Origin of the sequence: Paenibacillus sp. FSL H8-0048 (assembly GCF_038002825.1) — a bacterium.
Lineage (GTDB): Bacteria > Bacillota > Bacilli > Paenibacillales > Paenibacillaceae > Paenibacillus_AQ.
Genome location: NZ_JBBODF010000001.1, coordinates 1375318 through 1397609, shown reverse-complemented (window position 1 = coordinate 1397609; position 22292 = coordinate 1375318). Strand labels below are relative to the sequence as shown.

Below are 22292 nucleotides of genomic sequence, written 5' to 3'. Positions count from 1 at the left end.
GTTTTTTTGGTGGAGGAGTCTTTACTGTTAGTAAAGCGCATGATCAGTAAGAGTAAACCACCTGTTATTGTGTTCGGTTTTCCGCATACATTGGGCCCACGCGCCTTCAATGCGAGCCGATTGTATGCTTTTTTCCGCACACAATTGGCCCACGTGCCTTCACACGAGCCGAATGTATGCTGTTTTCCACATACATCTGGCCCACGCGCCTTCACACGAGCCGAATGTATGCTGTTTTTCCACATACATCTGGCCCACGCGCCTTCACGCGAGCCGAATGTATGCTGTTTTCCGCATACATTGGGCCCATGAGCCCTGAGCGAGCCGAATGTATACTGTTTTCCACATACATCTGGCCCATGCGCCCTGAGCGAGCCGAATGTATGCTGATTTCCACATACATCTGACCCATGCGCCTTCACACGAGCCGAATGTATGCTGTTTTCCGCATACATTGGGCCCACGCGCCTTCACACGAGCCGAATGTATGCTGTTTTCCGCATACATTGGGCCCATGCGCCTTCACACGAGCCGAATGTATGCTGTTTTCCGCATACATTGGGCCCACGCGCCTTCACGCGAGCCGAATGTATGCTGTTTTCCACATACATCTGGCCCACGCGCCTTCATACGAGTCGATTGTATGCTGTTTTCGCACACAATTGGAACACGCGCCTTCACGCGAGCCGATTGCATGCTGTTTTCCGCATACATCTGACCCATGCGCCTTCGTGCGAGCCCGATGTTTTGCAGACTACTGGTGTCCTAACTTCGCAGCACATTCGGCAGCTGTTTGATCCGCTCTTCATCCGGTGTGACGAAGAGTGTGCGCTGATGATCGTAGATGACGAAGCCCGGCTTGGCACCGCTTGGCTTGCGCACGTAACGGATGAGGGTGCAGTCCACCGGCACGCTGCTGGATTGCTTGGCCTGGCTGAAGTAGGCGGCGAGCTGGGCGGCTTCCTCCAGGGTGGCATCGCCGAACTCCTCGCTGCGGATCACCACATGTGAGCCGGGAATATCCTTGGTATGCAGCCAGGTATCGTTCGGCGCGGCGAGCCGGTTGGTGACATATTCGTTTTGCAGATTGTTTTTGCCGACATAGACGTCCACCCCTTCAGAGGAGGTGAAAACCTGCAGCGTGGGTCTGGCTGCCTTCTTTTTCTTCTTGCCTTTCTTGCTGCGGTCGCGCAGATAGCCCTGGCTGACCAGCTCCTCACGGATCTCCTCAATGTCATTCAGTGAGGCATGAGCCAATTGCTGGAGCAACAGCTCCATATAGGCGATCTCTTCGTGCGTCTTCTTAACCTGCTCGCCGATCACCCGCAGGCTGTTCTTGTATTTGTTATATTTCTTGAAATACCGCTGTGCATTGTCCGTAGGGCTGAGCAGCGGGTCAAGCGGAACGGTGATCTCCGCCTGATTCTCATCATAGTAGTTTACTAGTTTTGCTTGCTTGTCGCCTTTGTTCACGGTGTGCAGGGAAGCGAACAGCAGCTCGCCCCAGATGCGGAACTGGTCTGCATCCTCGGCTTCGTTCAGATCCTTTTGCAGGTTAGCCAGCTTCTTGATGTTCTTGCTGCGCTCGTTGCTGAGGAAGCGGATCAGGTCGCTGACCCGTTGCTTAACGGTATCCTTCTCCGCTTTGTCCCCGTAATAATCCTCCAGGCACAGGCTTATGGAGCTGTAATGCTTCACATTCCCGCTCATCAGCTTCAGCGGAATGGCTGAGAAGACCGGCTTGCCCTTGGCGTTCCAGCCAGTGACCGGAGCGAATTCCTGCTTGCTTACAGGTTCCATGACCGATTGGAAGGCTTCCCAGAGCTGTTCAGGCTTATCCATTCCGCTGCTGTAACCTTCAGCTTCACCGCTCAACTCTTTGTACCGGTATAGAATTTCCCCGGCGATCAGCGGACTCAGGCCGCTGAAGGCGTGAACCAGCCAGCCGGCCGGATCGGCTGAAGGGGCCGGGCCGCCCGAGCCGTCAGCCTGCGGGGCCTCAAGCGAGGCCAGCAATGCTGCGATCTCGCCCTCGATCAACTCCTCCTCCGGCTCCTGCGGATGCTCGGCGGCGTAACGGGCCGCTTCCTCTGCCGATGCCAGGAGGGTCAGGAAGTCGGGCTGGCTGATCTGCAGGGGATTCAGCTTATGCTGCTGCGGCGGCTGGGTATAGGCCGCACCCGGCATAACGACCCGGTAGCTGCTGATCGACGGGGTAACATGATGAATGCCGTCGATAATCGTCCCCGTGGCCAGCTCAGTCAGAATGATATTGCTGTGGCGTCCCATCAGCTCGATGATGATTTTTTTGGCGGAGACATCCCCCAGCTCATCCCGGGTTCTGACGGTGATATGAATAATCCGTTCAAGCCCCACCTGGGTGATGCTCTCGATGGTGCCGCCTTCACAATGCTTGCGCATCAGCATGCAGAACATCGGCGCTTCCGCCGGATTGATGCTGCTTCTCTCGGTCAGGTGCAGCCGGGGGTAGGTCGGGTTTGCCGACAGCAACAGCTTGCCGCCGCCGCCCGCACCGCGCAGGGTGAAGATGAGGTCATGTGTGCTGGGTTGATATATTTTGCCGATGCGTGCACCGATGAAGGGCTGAAGCTCATGCACGATCGCTTGGGTAACAATGCCGTCTAATGCCATGATAAGGTTCTCCTGTCGCCTGATAATGAATTACTCCCTCTATGATGCCATACTTTTACCGGTTCGCGCAAAAGGATAAGCCTAGATGCAGTGATATTTTGGGACGACCATGAATACACTTGGACATGAACAGGTGGAAAAGCTGTGCGCCGCCGGAAGTCAAGAAACGACCGGGAGGGGAAAGATTAGTTATGGAACAAAAAAGCTGGCACCGGCTCGGTGCAGAGGAGCTGCAGGAGATGTTCGGCGTTCAGCCGGGAACGGGGTTAAGCGCCGAGGATGCCGCCGCAAGACGGAAAGAGAGCGGGTACAATGAGCTGTCTGAGGGCAAAAGGGTGTCACCTTTTACACTGCTGCTAAATCAGTTCAAGGATTTCATGGTACTGGTGCTGATGGGGGCGACACTGGTATCCGGCCTGCTCGGCGAATATTTAGACGCCATTACGATTATCGCGATTATTCTGCTTAACGGGGTACTCGGATTCGTGCAGGAGTTCCGCGCCGAGCGTTCGTTAAGAGCACTGAAGCAGCTCTCTGCGCCTACGGCCAAAGTAATGCGCGGCGGGAAGCAGGAGGTGCTGCCCGCCAGAATGCTGGTCCCCGGAGATATCGTCCTGCTGGAGAGCGGGGACCGGATACCGGCAGATGTCCGCTGGCTGCAGTGCAGCAGCATCTATGCCGAAGAGTCGGCGTTGACGGGGGAGTCGCTGCCGGTCTCCAAGCATGCCTCGGCGATCTATGCCGAAGACATCCCGCTGGGCGATCAGAAGAATATCGGCTTCATGGGTACGATGGTCACCCGGGGAACCGGGCGGGCCGTGGTCATCCGCACCGGTATGGCTACGGAGATGGGCAAGATCGCCGATCTGATCCAGAATACGGAATCCCAGGAGACTCCGCTGCAGCACCGTCTGGAGCAGCTCGGCAAGATCCTGATCTATGTCTCACTGGGGCTGACTATTGTCGTAGTCCTGGCAGGAATTCTGCATGGCCAGCCGGCAACGGCGATGTTCCTGGCCGGGGTGAGTCTGGCGGTGGCAGCTATTCCTGAAGGGCTTCCGGCCATTGTGACGATTGCGCTCGCCCTGGGTGTCCAGCGGATGATCAAGCGCAAGGCGATTGTCCGCAAGCTGCCTTCGGTAGAGACGCTGGGCTGCGCCTCAGTCATCTGCTCGGATAAGACAGGAACCCTGACACAGAACAAAATGACGGTCACCCAGCTCTGGAACGCCGGACGGACTCTTGAGGTATCAGGGGAGGGTTATGCTCCGGTAGGGAGTGTACTGCGTAACGGCCGGCCTATTGATCTAAAAAATGACCAGAGTCTCCGGCGCATGCTTCAGGTAGGTGCATTATGCAGCAACGCAGAGATCTATGAGAGCATCCCCGAGGCGCGCAGCAAAAAGAAAGGCAAAGGTGCAGAAGCGGATAAAGCGGCTAATGCCCAGCCGGTCTGGGAACTGAAGGGCGATCCTACGGAAGGTGCACTGGTCGCTTTGTCTGCCAAAATGGGACTAACTGCCCAGGCGCTTGCCGTAACCTATACGCGGGAGACGGAGTTTCCGTTCGATTCCGAACGTAAGCTGATGTCCGTAGTTGTAAATCACCCCGGCGGCCGGATGATCTGCACCAAAGGCGCACCTGACGTGCTTCTGAATTGCTGCACGTATATGCTATGGGAGGGTGGAGTCGTGCCCTGCACGCCGACCTTGCGCCAGAAGGTACTGGATGCCAATGAACAGATGGCTTCCGGTGCGCTGCGTGTGCTCGGGATGGCTTACCGCGATCTGCGGAGCGGAGAAACGGCCGGCAGCGAAAAGGAAGCGGAGAGCCAGCTTGTCTTCGTGGGTCTGGCCGGGATGATCGATCCGCCGCGCAAGGAAGTGCGCGATGCGATCAGTGTGACGCGCCGGGCAGGCATCAAGACAGTCATGATTACCGGCGACCATGGGACAACGGCAGAGGCTATTGCCCATCAGCTTGGCATTCTGCAGCGCGGCGGTACGGTTCTGACCGGCAGCCAGCTTAGCCGGATGGACGATGATGCACTGGATAAGGTCTCCGACAGCGTATTCGTCTACGCCCGGGTATCGCCGGAGCATAAGCTGCGGATCGTCAAATCGCTGCAGCGCCACGGCCATGTCGTAGCGATGACTGGCGATGGAGTGAACGATGCGCCTGCAATTAAGGCCGCCGATATCGGGATCTCGATGGGAATCACCGGTACGGATGTGACGAAGGAGGCCTCGGCCCTGGTCCTCGGGGACGACAACTTCTCGACCATCGTGGCCGCCATTGAAGAGGGACGGAATATCTACGAGAATATCCGCAAGTTCATCCGGTACCTGCTGGCCTCGAATGTCGGCGAGATTCTGACCATGTTCTTCGCCATGATGCTCGGGCTGCCGCTGCCGCTGGTTCCGATCCAGATTCTGTGGGTCAATCTGGTTACAGACGGCTTGCCTGCAATGGCGCTGGGCGTGGACCAGCCGGAGAAGGATCTGATGGAGCACAAGCCGCGCGGTGCGAAAGAAAACATCTTTGCCCGGCGGCTGGGCTGGAAGATTGTCAGCCGCGGGCTGCTGATCGGCCTCTGTACGCTGGCCGCCTTCTGGCTCACGCTGCGGATTGATCCAGGCAGCGCGCAGCAGTTGATCCGCGCGCAGTCGGTTGCTTTTGCCACCCTTGTGATGGCTCAGCTCATTCATGTGTTCGACTGCCGCAGCTCGCGTTCGGTCTTCTACCGGAATCCGTTCCAGAACAGATATCTGGTCCTGGCGGTCCTGTCCTCTGTCCTGTTAATGCTTGCTGTTATGTATCTCCCTGTGCTTCAGCCGGTGTTCAAGACCGTTCCGCTCAGCTTCCGTGAATGGTGCCTGGTGCTGGTGATGTCCGGAATCCCGACCTTCCTGATGGGAGCGGGCAGCGTCTGGGGCGGCAAGAAGAACCGCAGCCGCAGCGGCGGACGCCAGATGATAAAAAGTACAAAGTTTTCAGCATAAAATCAATAGCTTCACTCCACTCCTATAAGGTATGCTGGTTTCACTGAGAAGCTTGGTTTATGATGAATCAGGAATGTGAAAATAGCTGAGATTACTTATAGGAGTGGACCTGACAATGGAATTTACTAAAATGCACGGATTGGGCAATGATTTTATTATCGTATTCGGCGAGGAAGAGCTGCCGGGCAATGCCCCGGAGCTGGCAGTTACGCTGTGCAACCGGTTCTTCGGCATCGGCGCAGACGGACTGGTGTACATTCTCCCTTCGCAGCGCGGTGACTACATGATGCGTATCATGAATTCTGACGGCTCTGAGGCTGAGCAATGCGGTAATGCAATCCGCTGTGTATCCAAATATGTATATGAGCATGGTCTGGTGGAATCGGAGCAGATTGTCATTGAGACGATTGGCGCCGGAGAACAGAAGGTATCCCTGAAGGTGAAGGACGGGATCGTGGAGAGCGTGACGGTGGATATGGGCGAGCCGGTTCTGTCCGGACTGCAGATTCCTGTAGCGATTGACGCGGAGCCTGTGCTGGACCAGCCGATTGAAGCGGACGGCACAGCGTTCAGATTCACCGCAGTCTCCATGGGGAATCCGCATGCGGTCATTTATGTGGATGATGCCGTAACGTTCGATCTTGCTGCCTGGGGACCGAAGCTGGAGGTTCACCCGCTCTTCCCGCGCAAAGTGAATGTGGAATTCGCCACCGTGGTGAACCGCAGCCACGTGGATATGCGCGTCTGGGAACGCGGAGCCGGTCCTACCCTGGCCTGTGGAACAGGCGCCTGCGCGACTCTGGTCTCCTCCGTGCTGAACGGAGTGACGGACCGCTCGGCGGTCATCAGCCTGAAGGGCGGCGACTTGTTCATCGAATGGAACGAGGAAGACAATCATGTCTATATGACCGGCCCGGCCCAGGTGGTATACACCGGCTCAGTGAACATCTGATATCTGATTCCCATGGAACTATTTGCAATCCCCTGCATGTCAGATGCAGGGGATTTTTAATGTAATTCAGAGCCAGTATGAGCCTGAGCATGAAAGAAAAGCCGAATAATGGCAGGCATATCCGCGAATAATAGAACCCTGTATGGAATCAGGGAGGAGGAGCGGGTATGAAATCAGGGTCCAACCGAAAAACACAGAAGGCGGGAGCAGAGACTGCACCGGAATCGGTACGGCCGCAGAGCGGCGTTCCCTTGGGTCTTGCAGATACGGTCGCTCAAAGTCTGCTCCACATTCAGACGGAGCTTGGTGACAGCCCGGATCTTCAGATTCGCAGAATCCAGATCGGAGGAGAACGCCGGCTGCAAGCGGCCGCTGTTCATCTGAGCGGGCTGGCGGACTCTGCGGCTGTGAATGAATTCGTGCTGGGCTCGCTCTTGAATCATACGGAGGAGCTGTTCCCCGGCAGCACGGCTGGCGGCGCTGACAGTCCCCGGGAACAAGCTTCGCTCCCGCAGCAGATCCTTAGCCGCGCTATGGAGATAGGTAACGCGGAGCTGCAGGAGGATTGGAAGGAGATCATGCTTGCTATTCTCTCCGGGGACACAGTAATTTTGCTGGAGGGCTGCCGGGCAGCAATTCTGTGCGGGACCAGGGGCGGGGAGCAGCGGGCGGTCAGTGAGCCATCCTCCCAGCTCGTGGTCCGGGGGCCAAAGGACGGATTCGTCGAGTCGGTGGCCACGAACATCTCGCTGATCCGCCGCAGAATTAAATCCGCCAAGCTGCGCCTGGAAGTCATGAAAATCGGCTCTGAGACCCATACCCATGTAGCACTGATGTACATGGAAGGGATTGCGGGGGAGGATCTGATCCATGAAGCCAGAGACCGGCTGAACAAAATTGTCATGAATGAGATTCTGGAATCCGGGTACATTGAGGAATTAATCCAGGACAAGACATTCACACCTTTTCCGACAATCTACAACACGGAACGGCCGGATGTGGCAGCGGGTAATCTGCTCGAAGGCCGGGTGGTCATTATTGTGGACGGCACGCCGTTTGTGCTGATTCTTCCTGCGGTGTTTACACAATTTTTTCAATCTGCCGAGGATTATTCCCAGCGGTTCGATATTACCATATTGATGCGGCTGGTCCGTTATTTGAGCTTCCTCGTGCTGATTCTGGGGCCTTCGGTGTACCTTGCGCTGACTACCTATCATTATGAGATGATTCCGACCACGCTGCTGATCAACCTGCTCTCCCAGCGGGAGAATGTGCCGTTCCCGGCCTTTGTAGAGCTGCTCTTGATGGAGCTGGCCTTTGAAATCCTGCGCGAAGCCGGAGTACGTATGCCGCGCGCCATCGGGCAGACGGTCTCTGTGGTCGGTGCGCTTATCCTGGGAACGGCGGTGGTCGAGGCCGGGATTATTGCGCCTATCATGGTCATCGTAGTGGCGTTGACCGGGATTGCCAGCTTTGCGCTTCCGGCGTACAACCTGGCGATTGCCGGGAGAATTATCCGGTTTGCTTTTCTGATCATGGCCAGTATATTCGGCTTCTATGGAATTACACTGGGCCTGATCCTGCTGGTGGCGCATATGAGCAGCCTGAGATCCTTCGGCGTTCCTTATCTCTTCCCCTTCGTGCCGCTCTCCATTAAAGGGCAGAAGGACACGCTGTTCAGAATGCCGCTCTGGCTGATCGGGCCGGACAAGCCGCCGGCACAGATGCGCGAAGAAATGCCGGATTATATGCTGTTAACGACCGGTCATGAGGAGCAGTTGCCCCCGTTAATCCGCAAGAATGCCAGGGCTAAGGAGGAGAACCGTGAAGAATAGAATTTTCCGTCTGGGGCTGATGCTTATCCTTCCAATGCTGCTGCTTACCGGCTGCTGGGACAGTGTTGAACTCAACCGGCGGGCGATTGTCTCGGGGGTAGCGATCGATAAAGGCGACTCTGAGGCTGAGCGGTACAAGCTGTCTTTTCAAGTGATAGTAGCGGAGGAAATCTCCGGAGAGAAAAGCAGAGGCATATCACCGGTTGCGCTGTACACAGGTGCAGGCCGTACGATGTTCGAGGCGCTCGCAGATGCTTCCCGCCAGACGGCACGCTTCCTCTCTCTGGGCCATGTGCGGGTGCTGGTGATCTCGGAGGTCTTCGCCCGCGAAGGCATCAAGGATCTTCTGGATGTGCTGGAGCGGGAGAGCGATACCCGGCTGAACAGCCTGATCTTCATCTCCAAGGGACAGCCTGCGCGTGAGATCATGTCCACAATGACTGTATTCAGCAAAATCCCGGCCAATGATCTGGTGGAAAAGCTGGAGACGACCTCCAAGCAGTTCGGGTATAACTTCCGCATGGCCGTAGACGATGTGATCCGGGGAATTGAGATCAGAGGAGGCGGTCCGGTGATCAACGGGGTATACACGAGAGGAGGGTGGACTCCGGCATCGGGCAGCAATGACAGCCTGAAGAATATCGAACCCGGGTCGATCCTGAGAGTCTCCTCCCTGGCGGCGTTCAAGGATGACAAGCTGAAGGGCTGGCTTACGGGTGACGCTGCACTGGGCACCGTTCTTTTGCATAATCGGATCAAAGAGTTCCCGGTTCTGCTCAAGCAGCAGGAGGGCAATTATCTCTCCTTCAATGTCTATCAGTCCCAGGTGTCGCTTGCAGTCGAGTCGTCTGACCCGGAGCATCCGGTCTTTACGGTCAAGATCACTCAGCAGGCAGCGCTCAAGGAGGCTCCGGGTCCGCTCGATCTTACCTCGCCTAAAGTGCTGAAAGAGCTGTCAGACCGGCTTATAAAAGAAAGCGTGAAGCATGTCCAGGCAGCTATAACCACCGCCAAAGAAATGGGCAGCGATTATCTCGGCTTCGGACGGGCATTGCAGCGGAAGGACCCGCGCGGCTGGAAGAAGGTCAGGGACCACTGGGAGAATGTATTCGCTGACTGTGAGATCCGGTTCGATGCGGATGTGGTCATCCGGCATACGGATATGCGCAGCAACTCTTTTCAGATTCATTAAGTCTGCCGGTAGGGTAACCGGGTGAGGAGGTCCACGAAATATGGGTAAGGTCAAAATCGGACTCGGCGAATTCTTCAGCCTGACGGTGCTGTTCGAGCTGGGCACGGCGCTGGTGGTTAATCTGGGAATGGGGGCAGGCCGTGATGCCTGGCTCTCCATCCTGATCGGCTGCGCGGCGGGGCTGATCGTGTTCACGGGATACGCCTATCTGTACCGCAAGCACCCGGACCAGCCTTTTACAGCCTATACACGGCAAATTCTCGGAAAATATATCGGGGCACCGGTAGGCCTGCTCTACATTGTTCTCTACATAAACCTGGCCGCCCGGGATCTGCGCGATGGCAGCACTATGCTTGCAATGTCGACCATGCACAATACTCCGCTGTTCATCTTAAGCGCCCTGATGCTGCTCTCGGGAGCATATGTGCTGCATAAGGGGATAGAGGTACTGAGCAGAACGTCCATGGTATTCGCATTTGTCGTTCTGGGAATCGGCCTGTTCGGGACAGTGATGCTGATACTCTCCGGTACAATCAATCTGCACAGACTGTTGCCTGTACTGGAGAATGGCTTCCAGCCTGTGCTTAGCTCGGTGATTCATCAGAATTATATGTTTCCTTTCGGGGAGATGGTGTGCTTCACTATGCTGATGCCGTATCTGTCCAGTGTCAAAAAAGGGCCCTGGATCATCGCCGCCGCCATGGTATTCTCCGCGCTGCTGCTCAGCTTCACGATGGCTCTGAATGTTTCGGTTCTGGGTGCTGACATTGTAGAGCGCTCGCCGCTCCCGCTGATGCCGACGATCAGCAAGATTTCCATTTCGGATATCATCCAGCGGGTGGACATTTTCGTGGTTATGGTACTGATCATCGGGGTGTTTTTCAAAATGGCCGTCTTCTTCGCTGCCGCGCTGATCGGAATCTCGGACCTGTTCAAGCTGCCGTACCGGAGAATGCTCTATCCCTGCGGACTGATCATCCTCTTCACCTCCATGCTGGATGCACGCAGCTTCATTGAACATCTCGATGAGGGCGGGACCCTGCTGTACAGGGTGTATCCTTATTTAATGATAGTCATTCCGGTGCTGCTGGTCATTGTAACGGCGGTCCGTGATCATTTCTCCGCTCCCCGGCCGGGCTGACGGCCGCTCACCCAATAGATGGCATCCGGCACAATCAGCAGCAGCACCAGCACAGCGGCAGTCAGCTTCTCCGAGGTAGTATAGAGCAGATAATTCAGAATATAGCGGATATTCTCCGCGCCGTAGCCGAGCATCAAGTCCAGCAGGTACAGGTACAGCAGCGAAAGCGCCGACAGCAGGAGAATTACGGTATATTTGCGCAGCAGCAGTTTTCTTGTTTTTTTCTTCATTTATGCAGTCTCCTTCCGGCAAGATTAAGCGTAGTATGATTCATTTGCCGGACTGGCATACAAGAATAACGGACGCCTGCCTCTTTTGCCTGCTAAAGCTTATCATCCATCCCGATTTATGTTACATTAGTATGAAACTAATGTCAGTCAAGGGGAGGTTCTTGCGGTGAAGCCGGATTTGCGCTCTGCATGGGAGAACAGCGTGTTGGTCGGAGACGGAGCGATGGGAACTTTTTTGTATCAAAAGGGTTTCCCTGTCGGCATCTCCTACGAGGAATTGAATCTGACCTCACCGGAGGTCATTGAGGATGTGCACCGCAGCTACATCAATGCAGGTGCTGTACTGCTGGAGAGTAATACCTACTCCGCGAACTACGACAAGCTGTCGAAGTTCGGATTGGAAGCCAAGGTGGCGGATATCAACCGTGCGGGTGTCCGCATTGCCCGCCGGGCTGCCGGCGAGAACGGTTATGTGGTCGGAGCCATCGGCTCGATCCGTGCCGGCAAACGGGCGAATCTGTCTTCCTCCGAGCTGAAGAAATTCTTCTCGCAGCAGATTGCTGCACTTCTGGAGGAAGCGCCGGACGGAATCATGCTGGAGACCTTCTATGATGTCGAGGAGCTTCATCTGGCGCTGAAGGCTGTGCGCAAACTCAGCCCGCTGCCGGTAATCTGCCAACTGGCGGTGGACGATTCGGCGCGGACGCTGGACGGGTTAACCCTTCCCGAAGCCTTCCATATTCTGCAGCAGGACGGAGCGGACGTAATCGGCTTCAACTGCAACACCGGACCAAACGGGATCAAGCGTGCGCTGGGTACCCTACAGGGCAAGCTGACGCTGCCGGTGTCGATCTATCCGAATGCGGGCGTAGCCGATTATGTAGACGGCCAGTACCGCTACGGGGCATCACCGGAGTATTTCGGCCAGATGGCACCGGTGTTCGCGGATATGGGCAGCCGGATTATCGGGGGCTGCTGCGGCACCACCCCTAAGCATATCGCTGAAATCTCCGCCGCCCTTAAGGGCTATGTGGTGGAGCCGCTGCCTGAGCCCGCTGCCTTCAGCGCGCCTGAGAGAATTGCGGTGCAGGAGCATTTGGCGGATGACGGGGGGCAGGGAGGCGGCGAGCCAACGCTGGTCGATCTGGTCAAGGAACGCCACACCGTCATCGTAGAGCTTGACCCTCCGCGCGATCTGGACATCGCGAAGTTCATGAAGGGCGCAGAAGCGCTGCGCCGGGCCGGAGCCGATGCCCTGACGCTGGCCGATAATTCGCTTGCTGTAACCCGTATGAGCAATATGGCGCTGGGGCATCTGGTGCAAGCCCGCACAGGCCTGCGGCCGCTGGTGCATATTGCCTGCCGCGACCGCAACCTGATTGGTACCCAGTCGCATCTGATGGGCTTCGACGCGCTGGGGATTGACCATGTGCTGGCCGTGACCGGAGACCCTGCCCGGTTCGGGGACCTGCCCGGCTCAAGCTCGATCTATGACCTGACTTCCTTTGAAATTATACGTATGATCAAGCAGCTCAATGACGGCGTGGCCTTCTCCGGTAAGCCGCTCAAGCAGAACGCAAAGTTCGTCATCGGTGCAGCATTCAATCCCAATGTCAAGCATCTGGACAAAGCGGTTGAGCGCCTGGAGAAGAAGATTGCCTCGGGTGCAGATTATATTATGACCCAGCCCGTGTATGACCCTGAATTGATTGCCCGGATAGCCAAGGCTACTGAGCACCTTGATATTCCGATCTTCATCGGCATTATGCCGCTGGCCAGCGGACGCAATGCCGAGTATCTGCATAATGAGGTTCCCGGCATTCAGCTCTCCGCCGAGGTCCGCAGCCGGATGGCCGGACTCGAAGGGGAAGCGGGCCGGGCCGAAGGGGTGCTGATCGCCAAGGAGCTGCTGGATGCGGCGATTGCACATTTTAACGGAATCTATCTGATTACGCCGTTTATGTTCTATGATATGAGCGTGCAGCTGCTGGAGTATATTTGGAAGAAGCAAGGACGTAAGTTATCCCCCTTGTTTCGCTAGTAATAATCAATTACAATAGTGTAATGGATGTGATTCCGTTGTCATATAGTATGACCGGATACGGTCAGTCAGCCCTGCAATCCGGCGGACACAAGATAACATTCGAGGTCAAATCGGTGAATAACCGGTACTGCGAAGTTGTGCTGCGGTTGCCCAGGGAATGGACGGGGTATGAGGATAGACTGCGCAGAATGGTTCAGGCTCATATCAGACGGGGACGGGTAGATGTTATTATTAATAGAGAACTCACCGACGGGGCGGCTGACACGCCTGTGCTGGACCGCCGCAGGGTGAGCGCCTATCTTGATGCAGCGGAGGTGCTGGTCCGGGAGTATGGCTTCAAGGGTGAGTTGTCCCTGCGGGATATCCTTGCTATGCCCGGTGTGATGGAACCGAAGGAAGAGACAGCTGCTGCTGACGCTTCCGGAGAACTTGCAGAGCTTCTGGAGCAGGGTCTCCAGCTTAGTCTGGAGGCCCTGCTGGAGATGCGCGGACGCGAAGGCTCCTATCTGGCGGCTGATCTGACGCGCAGACTTGACCGTCTGGAAGAGCTGCATGCCGGAATCAGCAGATATGCGCCTCTGGTTGTGGAGGAGCAGCGCGAGAAGCTGCGGCAGCGGCTTAACCTGCTGAATGACGGGAGCTTCCCCTGGGATGAGCATAAATTTGGCATGGAGATGGCTATTTTTGCCGACCGCTGCAATATTGATGAGGAGTTGACCCGGCTTCACAGCCATTTCGGCCAATGCCGGGCCCTGCTGCTGGGCAGCGAGCCTGCCGGACGCAAGCTTGATTTTCTGATCCAGGAGATGAACAGGGAGACCAACACAATAGGGTCGAAGTGCACGCATCTGGCGGTTGTGAATCTGACGCTTGATATGAAGGCGGAGCTTGAGAAGATTCGCGAGCAGGCGGCGAATCTCGAATGACAAGAACCAGTGAGCAAGCTATGATGTTACTTATGGGGGGAACAACCGGAACATGGCAATCAAATTAATCAACATCGGCTTTGGGAATATCGTGTCAGCGAACCGCATTATTTCCATTGTCAGCCCGGAATCGGCACCGATTAAGAGAATTATCCAGGAGGCCAGAGACAGGCATATGCTGATCGATGCCACCTACGGAAGGCGGACGCGGGCTGTCATCATTACCGACAGCGACCATGTGATTCTCTCGGCTGTACAGCCTGAGACGGTAGCTCACCGCCTATCCAGCAAAGACGACGATAACGACGAATAACAACAAATGGAGTGTACTATGTCAAAAGGATTGCTGATTATACTATCCGGCCCTTCCGGTGTCGGCAAAGGTACGGTATGCACAGCGCTGCGGCCGAAGATGCCTGAACTCGTCTATTCTGTTTCTGCCACCACGCGCTTACCGCGTGCGGGTGAAGAGAACGGAGTCAATTATTTTTTCAAATCCAGAGAGCAGTTCGATGATATGATTGAAGGCGACATGCTGCTGGAATATGCGGAGTACGTGGGCAATTATTACGGTACTCCGCGTGACTTTGTAGAGAGAACCCTGGAGAGCGGAAGAGATATTATTCTGGAGATCGAGGTTCAGGGAGCGCTCAAGGTCAAGGAGAAATTCCCCGAAGGTATCTTTGTGTTCCTTCTTCCCCCGTCCATGGACGAGCTGAAGGACCGCATCCGCGGCCGGGGCACGGAGCATCCTGATGTGATCAGCCACCGGATGTCTGTGGCCGAGGATGAGATCGGTCTGATCCGGCATTATGATTATGCCGTGGTGAACGATGAGATTGATTTGGCTTGCAAGCGAATAGAAAGCATTATTATCGCCGAACATTGTAAGGTTAGATAACCGGTTCTGCAGATAAGTCCATTGCTACACAGTAAAAGATGAAGAGGTGCCTTACATGCTATATCCATCCATTGACGAAATGATGACTAAGGTCGACAGTAAATATTCCCTGGTCGTGGCTTCAGCCCGCCGGGCCAGAGCACTCCGCGAAGGCGGCAAGACCGATGTCAGCGCTCCGAAATCCCACAAATTCGTTGGGGTTGCACTTGAAGAAATCTATGAAGACCGCATTGTGGTCACACGCGGCGAGGAATAGGACCAGATTTATCGCCTAAGCTGGAGAAGCTTTGGTGCATAATCTGTCCGCACTTGTCTTGCTTGAAATGGTGCCGCCACAATAAGGGCGGCAGGACCATTTCTGCCGGGCAGGCTGCTCATAAACAAATAATAGCCCGTACCGGGCTGTTCCTGACAACCGGAAGGTTGTTATTTTTTTCTCTATCTATATGGAAAGGCTGAGGCTGTATATAGATTCAGTAGCGGGGGGAGAGCACAAATGAAGAGCCTACAAGGGAAGTCGATTATACTCGGAATCACCGGCGGTATCGCTGCGTATAAGGCGGCGGCGCTGACCAGCAAGCTTACCCAGAAGGGGGCCGAGGTGCATGTCATTATGACGTCATCGGCCAAGCAGTTCATTACAGAGCTGACGCTCCAGTCGTTGTCAAAGCAGCGGGTGTATAGTGATACGTTCCAGGAGCGAGACCCGTCTTCGATTTCGCATATTGATCTGGCAGATGCCGCCGACCTGGTTCTGATTGCTCCGGCTACGGCCAACATTATCGCCAAGATGGCCCACGGCCTGGCAGATGATATGCTGTCCACCACGCTTCTTGCTACAACAGCGCCTATTATGGTAGCTCCGGCAATGAATGTCCATATGTATCAGCATCCGGCAGTCCTCAGCAATATGGATACCCTGTATAACAGAGGCGTTCAGTTTATTGAACCCGGAGAAGGGCTGTTGGCCTGCGGGTATGTGGGCAAGGGACGGCTCGAGGAACCGGAAGAGATCGTGAAGGTGGTTGAGAACTTTTTTGTACTGCAGAAGGAGAAGACCTCCGGGCCGCTTGCCGGCAAAAAAGTGGTAATTACCGCAGGAGGAACAGTAGAACGCATAGATCCTGTCCGTTATATCTCCAACGATTCCTCGGGTAAAATGGGCTTCGCCCTCGCGCGCGCAGCGCGCGCCATGGGAGCCGCGGTGACGCTGATTGCCGCGCGTACCGATGAAGCGCCGCCCCGTGATGCCGGTATTGATCTGATCCGCGTCCAGTCGGCACAGGAGATGCACGATGCGGTCCTGGCCCGCTGGAGTAATTGCGATATTCTTGTAAAAGCAGCGGCGGTTGCCGATTACCGTCCACGCGAGAGCAGTGACTCGAAGATTAAGAAGAGCGGCAGCACTATGACGCTGGAGCTGGTGAAGACAACTGATATTCTGGAGAGTTTGGGCAGAAGCAAGGAGAAGCAGTTCCTGATCGGCTTTGCCGCCGAGACCGGCAACGCCGAATTTTATGCCAAGGATAAGCTGGTCCGCAAGAACCTTGATCTGATCGTAGCCAATGATGTGGCCGTAGAAGGCGCGGGATTCGGCACGGATACCAACATTGTCAAGGTGTATGATGCCGAAGGTCTGGTGCTTGATCTTCCGCTGGCTTCCAAGGATGAGGTGGCGCGCCGGATTCTGCGGCTGGCAGCTGAGCGTGTTGCCGGAGCCTTACTATAATGGATATTGCCAAGGTCATTGTCGATGTTCCTGTACGCAGCACCGACCGGCCGTTTGACTATATTATCCCGGACGCTCTGAAGCTCTGGATTGAAGTGGGCAGCCGTGTGGCTGTTCCGTTCGGTCCCCGCACGGTCCAGGGGTTCGTAGTGTCCCTGGAATCGGGGGAGACCGGCGGTGTCTCGCGGATGAAGCCGATTGTAGAAGTACTGGATCTGCTTCCTCCACTGTCGCCGGAGCTCGTTGAGCTGGCCGACTGGATGAGCCAAAGATACGCCTGCAGACGGATCTCCGCACTGCAGGCGATGCTTCCGACTGCCCTGAAGGGCAAAGCCGAGCGCCTAATCTCGCTTGGGAGTACAGAGGAGGAGGCCAGCGCCCCCGCAGATGAGCTGTTTCAGCTCTTCCTGGAGGCGGATAACGAAGAACAGCAGATCATTGATTTCATTAGGCGACACAGTGAGGTATCCATGAAGCTGCTGACCCGCACCTTCCCTGAGGCTGCAGAGACGATTAAGTTTATGGTGCGGCGCGGCGTACTGGCAGAGAGCCAGTCGATTAAGGATAAAATGGGCAAAAAGAAGCTCAAGGCCGTCGACCTGGCTATTGGCCTGTCAGCAGCCCGGGAGTCGCTCTCCAGCTTCCCGGCGCGTTCGGCGCGCCAGAAGGAAGTGCTCTCCTACCTCATTGATATGGAAGCCATGCTGCCGATGCCGCTCAAGGATATTCTGGCGATCCTTCAGGTTACTGCGGGCACGGTCAAAGCACTTGCAGACAAGGGTTATATTGAAATCAGTGAAATTGAAGTCTACCGTGACCCTTACCAGGGACGGGACTTCAAGCCAAGTACCCCGCTACCGCTGACAGCGGAGCAGGAGATTGTATACAAGCGGATTGTGGGCACTGTAGAGCAGCAGACGCATGAAGTCTTCCTGCTGCACGGGGTGACCGGCAGCGGGAAGACGGAGATCTATCTCCAGACGATCCAGCGCTGCATCGAGCAGGGACGGCAGGCAGTGGTGCTGGTGCCTGAGATTGCGCTGACTCCGCAGATGGTGGAACGGTTCAAGGGCCGGTTCGGCAGCGGGGTGGCGGTGATGCACAGCAGGCTGTCTGTCGGCGAACGTTATGACGAGTGGCGCAAGATCCGCGAAGGCAAGGCGATGGTTGCGGTCGGAGCACGCTCAGCCGTGTTCGCTCCGTTCGCCAATCTGGGCCTTATTATTATGGATGAAGAGCACGAAGGCTCCTATAAGCAGGAGGAGAATCCGAAATATCATGCCCGTGATGTGGCTGTCCGCAGGGCAGAGCAGGGCGGGGCCGTGGTTATTCTGGGCTCTGCAACACCTTCACTGGAGAGCTATCATGCTGCCAGATCGCAGAGCGATATCCACTTCTCGCCGGTTCTGCTGGAGATGCCGAGCCGTGCGCTCGGCAACGAGCTGCCGAAGGTGGCAGTAGTTGATATGCGTGAGGAGCTTAAGGAAGGTAACCGTTCCATGTTCAGCCGCAGACTGCATGCCGCTCTGGTGAGCAGACTGGAGCGCGGTGAACAGACGGTGCTGCTGCTCAACCGCAGAGGCTTCTCGACCTTCGTCATGTGCCGGAGCTGCGGCTATGTTGCCGGCTGTCCGGAATGCGATATCTCGCTGACCTACCACAGCCGCAGCGATAATCTGCGCTGCCACTACTGTGGTCATGCCGAACCGGCGCCTAAGCTGTGTCCGGAATGCGGCAGTGAGCATATTCGTTTCTTCGGGACCGGGACACAACGGGTAGAGGAAGAGCTGGGCAAGCTGTTCCCCGGTATCCGGGTTATCCGTATGGATGTGGACACGACCACAGAGAAGGGCTCGCATGAGAAGCTGCTGAACCAGTTCAGGGACAAGAAGGCCGATGTGCTGCTGGGTACACAGATGGTCGCCAAAGGACTAGACTTCCCCGATGTAACTCTGGTTGGGGTCATTACTGCGGATTCTGCGCTCAATCTGCCTGATTTCCGGGCGGCTGAGAAGACCTTTCAGCTCTTGACGCAGGTTGCCGGCCGTGCGGGGCGGCATCAGCTCCCCGGCGAGGTGGTGGTGCAGTCGTATACACCGGAGCATTATTCGATTATCCATGCCAGCGGGCATGATTACCGTTCATTCGTCCGGGACGAGCTGAAGCACCGCAAGGAGCTGCATTACCCGCCTTATTGCCGTCTGATTCTGGTCACCCTGTCGCATGAGCAGCTTCCGCTGCTGCTGAAGCTGGCGGAGAACTATGCGCTCAGCATTCAGGGCAAAGCCAGACAGCTGCGCTGGTACGGCAGTCTGGACAAGCTCTCCTCGGATGCGCTGGATCTGCTGGGACCGGTGGCCTCGCCGCTGCCCCGGCTGAAGGGGCGGTACCGTTTCCAGTGCATCATCAAATGGCGCGGTGCGATTGACGCCATTGCGCTGGCACGCACGGTGGCGGAGGAGCTTGAGGATTCCGTCCGCGATAAAGGTCTGCAGATCAGCATTGATGTCGATCCGCAGATGTTGATGTAATCCTCCGGCGTGTTACAATAGTAAGGCGGTTTTGCCCTAAGGAATCGATAAAATTAATGATATGTATAGAACAAGGATGGTGTTAGTGTAAATGGCGATCAGGCTGATTGTGAAAGAACCGGATGAAGTATTGCACAAGAAAGCGAAGACGGTAACCACCGTTACCCCTAATGTACAAAAATTGCTTGATGATATGGCCGATACGATGTATGACGCGGAAGGCGTAGGTCTCGCAGCCCCGCAGGTAGGCATTCTGAAACGGCTGATTGTAATAGATGCCGATGAAGAGCATGGGTTGATCAAGTTAATCAATCCCGAGATCGTCAGCATGGAAGGTGAGCAGTTCGGACCCGAAGGCTGTCTGAGTATTCCGGGCCTGAACGGGGATGTCCGCCGTGCGGAGACAGTGACCGTACACGGCCTGAACCGCGAGGGCGAGGAAGTGACCATTACCGGAAGCGGCCTGCTGGCCCGGGCTTTTCAGCATGAGATTGACCACCTGAATGGCGTGCTGTTCACGGATATTGCTGAGAAGGTCTATGAATACACAGCAGAGCGCAGTGAAACTGAGGAGTGAATGAAATGAGAATAGTGTTCATGGGAACACCGGCCTTTGCAGTCCCCTCCTTGCGGATGCTGCTGGAAGAGGGCTATGAGGTAGTGGCCGTGGTGAGTCAGCCGGACCGGCCGCAAGGCCGCAAGAAGACGCTGGTGCCATCCCCGGTGAAGGCGGCTGCACTCGAGCTGGGCTTGCCGGTCCTTCAGCCTGAACGGCTGCGCCGTCCTGAATCGGTGGCTGAACTGGCTGCCTATGAGCCGGATCTGATTGTTACCGCCGCATATGGACAGATTCTACCCAAGAGCGTTCTTGAGCTGCCGGCGAACGGATGTGTGAATGTTCATGGCTCGCTTTTGCCCAAGTACCGGGGCGGTGCTCCGATACAGCGCTGTATCATGAACGGCGAGAAGGTGACTGGTGTGACACTGATGTATATGGCGGAAGGACTGGACACCGGAGATATGATCTCACGGGTGGAGGTAGCGATAGAGGATGACGATACCTCAGGCACGCTGTTTGAGAAGCTCAGCGTTGCCGGACGGGAGCTCCTCAAGGCAGAGATGCCGCGACTGGCAGCCGGCCGTGTGGAAGCTGCCGTGCAGGATGACAGTGAAGCAACCTATGCGCCGAATCTAAGCCGGGAAGATGAACGGATCGACTGGGGCCGGGGCTCGCTGGAGCTATACAACCAGATCCGCGGTCTGGTGCCGTTCTCGGGTGCGTTCACCCTGTGGAACGGCGAGACCTTCAAGGCATGGGCTGCGGTGAAGCCGCAGGCGGAGGGACAACCGGGCGGCAGTGTGGCTCCGGGCACCGTGCTGTCCGTGAGCGAACGCGGCATTGAGGTGAAGACCGGCGACGGGGCCATCCTTCTTACAACCGTTCAGCCTGCCGGTAAAAAGGCCATGAGCGCAGCCGACTTCAGCCGTGGTGCAACTCTTGCACCCGGCACGGTGCTCGGTTGAGCGCGGGCGGCAAGGGAGGCGGCGGACAACGTCCGCATCCTTCCGGCAACCAGCCAGCGGCCTCCGGCCGGAAGCCTGCCGCAGGCAGAACCGGCGGAGCGGGCCGGAACCGGCAGGGCGGCAAGCCCGCTGCGCCGGCTTCTGCACGTGAGGTTGCTCTTGATATTCTGGTGCGTGTAGAGCAGCAGGGCGCTTACAGCAACCTGCTGCTGGGAAGCAGTCTGCAGAAAGAGGGCCTCAGCCGTGAGGATACGGGACTTGCTACAGAACTTGTGTACGGAACCCTCTCGCGTATGATTACCCTCGATTATGTCCTCAGCAGCTTCGTCAGCAAAGGGATAGCCAAGCTGGAGCCTTGGGTAAGGAGTCTGCTGCGGTTAAGCCTGTACCAGATCATGTATCTGGACCGGGTGCCTTCGCATGCAGCCGTTAACGAGGCTGTGAATATCTCCAAGAGACGCGGCCATCAGGGCATCTCGGGTATGGTCAACGGCGTGCTGCGCAGTGTGCTGCGGGCCGGAGATCTGCCGGTATTGCCTGCGGGGCTGAGCCGGGAAGAGCGGATCTCCATCCTGCACTCCCATCCCCTATGGATGGTGAAGCGCTGGTCAGCGGAATATGGCCCGGATACAGCTGAAGCCATGTGTGCGGCGAACAATGAGCCGCCAGCAGTCAGTGTCCGTGTCAATACAACGATGATTAGCCGGGAGGCCATGCTGGCAGAACTGCTTGAAGCCGGTCTGGATGCCGCAGAATCGAAGGTGAGCCCTGCGGGGCTGGTTATCCGTGGCGGCGGCAATCTGGCACTGACCTCCTGGTACCGGGACGGCTATCTGTCTGTTCAGGATGAGAGCTCGATGCTGGTAGCCGAGGTTGTCGCTCCCGAAGCCGGAATGAAGGTGCTGGACTGCTGCGCTGCCCCCGGCGGTAAGAGCGCCCATATGGGTGAACTGATGAAGGACGAGGGCTCAATACTGGCCAATGACCTGCATGAGCATAAGGCTAAGCTCATTGCCGAGCAGGCAGTACGCCTAGGCTTGGAGTGCATCACCACTGCTAGCGGGGATGCACTGGAGCTGGGTGTTGCCCTCCAGCCGGAATCCTATGACCGGATTCTGCTGGACGCTCCTTGCTCGGGGCTTGGGGTCATCCGCCGCAAGCCTGATTTGAAATGGCGCAAGCAGCCGGAGGATATTGCAAGCGTAGCTGCGCTGCAGCTTGAGCTGCTGCAATCGGTCTCCGGGCTGCTGAAGCCGGGAGGCGTGCTGGTCTACAGTACGTGTACTACCGAGCAGGCGGAGAACAGCCGGGTTATTGCTGCTTTTCTTGAGCGCAATCCCGGCTTTGCTCCGGTAAGCTTCAAGTCAGCCGTCTGGGAACGGCTGGAAGGAACCGCACTTGCTGCCGGTGACGGCATGCAGCTGCTCCCGCATCATTATGGCAGCGACGGCTTCTATATTGCCCGGCTGGAGCGACTCTTGTAATATAGCGATTGTGCTTCCGGACTACAGCTTCCCGCCCGCAGATTCATCCGCGCGGCGGGCTTTTCTTTTACCGGTTCTAAGTTTTGTGTTAAAATAGGAAGAATGAGAAACAATACGCATATAATTTATGAAAGCACAGGTGCAAAAAT

At 56.3% G+C, this 22292-nt stretch carries 17 protein-coding genes; 15 read left to right on the top strand and 2 right to left on the bottom strand.

Annotated elements, in window-relative coordinates; translation table 11 throughout:
- Positions 1–765: 765 nt before the first annotated feature.
- The gene (locus tag NSU18_RS06140; protein ID WP_341148534.1) at positions 766–2652 is read right to left on the bottom strand and encodes an Rqc2 family fibronectin-binding protein; all 1887 of its coding nucleotides are present in this window, start codon (positions 2650–2652) and stop codon (positions 766–768) included.
- 191 nt (positions 2653–2843) lie between these two features.
- On the opposite strand from NSU18_RS06140, the gene NSU18_RS06135 reads away from it, so the two are divergent.
- The 5 genes from NSU18_RS06135 to NSU18_RS06115 all read left to right on the top strand — a co-directional run bounded on the left by NSU18_RS06135 (position 2844) and on the right by NSU18_RS06115 (position 10774).
- Entirely contained in the window at positions 2844–5654 is a 2811-nt protein-coding gene (locus NSU18_RS06135) for a calcium-translocating P-type ATPase, SERCA-type (protein ID WP_341148533.1), read from the top strand.
- A 115-nt stretch (positions 5655–5769) separates the two neighbouring features.
- Positions 5770–6606 carry a diaminopimelate epimerase gene (gene dapF / locus NSU18_RS06130; protein WP_341148532.1) on the top strand — a complete coding sequence of 279 codons (837 nt, stop codon included), beginning with the start codon at positions 5770–5772 and terminating at the stop codon, positions 6604–6606.
- Between the two features lie 167 nt (positions 6607–6773).
- The gene (locus NSU18_RS06125) at positions 6774–8441 is read left to right on the top strand and encodes a spore germination protein (protein WP_341148531.1); all 1668 of its coding nucleotides are present in this window, start codon (positions 6774–6776) and stop codon (positions 8439–8441) included.
- On the top strand, positions 8431–9633 hold the full coding sequence (locus tag NSU18_RS06120; protein ID WP_341021184.1) for a Ger(x)C family spore germination protein: 1203 nt from the start codon (positions 8431–8433) through the stop codon (positions 9631–9633). Before NSU18_RS06125 ends, NSU18_RS06120 begins: the two co-directional genes overlap by 11 nt.
- Before the next feature lie 40 nt (positions 9634–9673).
- On the top strand, positions 9674–10774 hold the full coding sequence (locus NSU18_RS06115) for a GerAB/ArcD/ProY family transporter (RefSeq protein ID WP_341148530.1): 1101 nt from the start codon (positions 9674–9676) through the stop codon (positions 10772–10774).
- Here NSU18_RS06115 and NSU18_RS06110 read toward each other — a convergent pair.
- Positions 10747–11004: a hypothetical protein gene (locus tag NSU18_RS06110; protein ID WP_341021188.1), complete on the bottom strand. Its 258-nt coding sequence runs from the start codon at positions 11002–11004 to the stop codon at positions 10747–10749. The genes NSU18_RS06115 and NSU18_RS06110 overlap by 28 nt on opposite strands.
- Positions 11005–11170: 166 nt before the next feature.
- Between NSU18_RS06110 and NSU18_RS06105 the strand changes: the two genes are divergently transcribed.
- The 10 genes from NSU18_RS06105 to rsmB all read left to right on the top strand — a co-directional run bounded on the left by NSU18_RS06105 (position 11171) and on the right by rsmB (position 22143).
- A complete protein-coding gene (locus NSU18_RS06105; protein ID WP_341021189.1) occupies positions 11171–13045 on the top strand; it encodes a bifunctional homocysteine S-methyltransferase/methylenetetrahydrofolate reductase in 1875 nt (624 codons plus the stop codon).
- Positions 13046–13083: 38 nt separating this feature from the next.
- Complete coding sequence (locus tag NSU18_RS06100) at positions 13084–13974, top strand: YicC/YloC family endoribonuclease (RefSeq protein ID WP_341150992.1); 891 nt, start codon at positions 13084–13086, stop codon at positions 13972–13974.
- A gap of 52 nt (positions 13975–14026) precedes the next feature.
- A complete protein-coding gene (gene remA / locus NSU18_RS06095) occupies positions 14027–14287 on the top strand; it encodes an extracellular matrix/biofilm regulator RemA (RefSeq protein WP_006209218.1) in 261 nt (86 codons plus the stop codon).
- An 18-nt stretch (positions 14288–14305) separates the two neighbouring features.
- Positions 14306–14875 (top strand): guanylate kinase, encoded by a 570-nt coding sequence (gmk, locus tag NSU18_RS06090; protein WP_341021192.1) that lies wholly within the window; start codon positions 14306–14308, stop codon positions 14873–14875.
- Between the two features lie 55 nt (positions 14876–14930).
- The gene (gene rpoZ / locus NSU18_RS06085; protein WP_341021193.1) at positions 14931–15131 is read left to right on the top strand and encodes a DNA-directed RNA polymerase subunit omega; all 201 of its coding nucleotides are present in this window, start codon (positions 14931–14933) and stop codon (positions 15129–15131) included.
- 240 nt (positions 15132–15371) lie between these two features.
- Positions 15372–16604 carry a bifunctional phosphopantothenoylcysteine decarboxylase/phosphopantothenate--cysteine ligase CoaBC gene (coaBC, locus tag NSU18_RS06080; protein WP_341148529.1) on the top strand — a complete coding sequence of 411 codons (1233 nt, stop codon included), beginning with the start codon at positions 15372–15374 and terminating at the stop codon, positions 16602–16604.
- On the top strand, positions 16604–19135 hold the full coding sequence (priA, locus tag NSU18_RS06075) for a primosomal protein N' (protein WP_341148528.1): 2532 nt from the start codon (positions 16604–16606) through the stop codon (positions 19133–19135). The genes coaBC and priA overlap by 1 nt, the downstream gene beginning before the upstream one ends.
- A gap of 91 nt (positions 19136–19226) precedes the next feature.
- Positions 19227–19712, top strand: a complete 486-nt coding sequence (def, locus tag NSU18_RS06070) for a peptide deformylase (RefSeq protein ID WP_341021196.1) — start codon at positions 19227–19229, stop codon at positions 19710–19712.
- Between the two features lie 5 nt (positions 19713–19717).
- Positions 19718–20659 carry a methionyl-tRNA formyltransferase gene (gene fmt / locus NSU18_RS06065; protein WP_341148527.1) on the top strand — a complete coding sequence of 314 codons (942 nt, stop codon included), beginning with the start codon at positions 19718–19720 and terminating at the stop codon, positions 20657–20659.
- Positions 20656–22143 (top strand): 16S rRNA (cytosine(967)-C(5))-methyltransferase RsmB, encoded by a 1488-nt coding sequence (gene rsmB / locus NSU18_RS06060; protein WP_341148526.1) that lies wholly within the window; start codon positions 20656–20658, stop codon positions 22141–22143. Before fmt ends, rsmB begins: the two co-directional genes overlap by 4 nt.
- Positions 22144–22292: the final 149 nt, after the last annotated feature.

Bases quoted from the DNA above. Each gene is read 5' to 3' on its own strand.
- NSU18_RS06140 (WP_341148534.1), bottom strand. From the start codon at position 2,652: ATGGCATTAGACGGCATTGTTACCCAAGCGATCGTGCATGAGCTTCAG.
- NSU18_RS06135 (WP_341148533.1), top strand. From the start codon at position 2,844: ATGGAACAAAAAAGCTGGCACCGGCTCGGTGCAGAGGAGCTGCAGGAG.
- dapF (WP_341148532.1), top strand. From the start codon at position 5,770: ATGGAATTTACTAAAATGCACGGATTGGGCAATGATTTTATTATCGTA.
- NSU18_RS06125 (WP_341148531.1), top strand. From the start codon at position 6,774: ATGAAATCAGGGTCCAACCGAAAAACACAGAAGGCGGGAGCAGAGACT.
- NSU18_RS06115 (WP_341148530.1), top strand. From the start codon at position 9,674: ATGGGTAAGGTCAAAATCGGACTCGGCGAATTCTTCAGCCTGACGGTG.
- NSU18_RS06110 (WP_341021188.1), bottom strand. From the start codon at position 11,004: ATGAAGAAAAAAACAAGAAAACTGCTGCTGCGCAAATATACCGTAATT.
- remA (WP_006209218.1), top strand. From the start codon at position 14,027: ATGGCAATCAAATTAATCAACATCGGCTTTGGGAATATCGTGTCAGCG.
- gmk (WP_341021192.1), top strand. From the start codon at position 14,306: ATGTCAAAAGGATTGCTGATTATACTATCCGGCCCTTCCGGTGTCGGC.
- rpoZ (WP_341021193.1), top strand. From the start codon at position 14,931: ATGCTATATCCATCCATTGACGAAATGATGACTAAGGTCGACAGTAAA.
- coaBC (WP_341148529.1), top strand. From the start codon at position 15,372: ATGAAGAGCCTACAAGGGAAGTCGATTATACTCGGAATCACCGGCGGT.
- priA (WP_341148528.1), top strand. From the start codon at position 16,604: ATGGATATTGCCAAGGTCATTGTCGATGTTCCTGTACGCAGCACCGAC.
- def (WP_341021196.1), top strand. From the start codon at position 19,227: ATGGCGATCAGGCTGATTGTGAAAGAACCGGATGAAGTATTGCACAAG.
- fmt (WP_341148527.1), top strand. From the start codon at position 19,718: ATGAGAATAGTGTTCATGGGAACACCGGCCTTTGCAGTCCCCTCCTTG.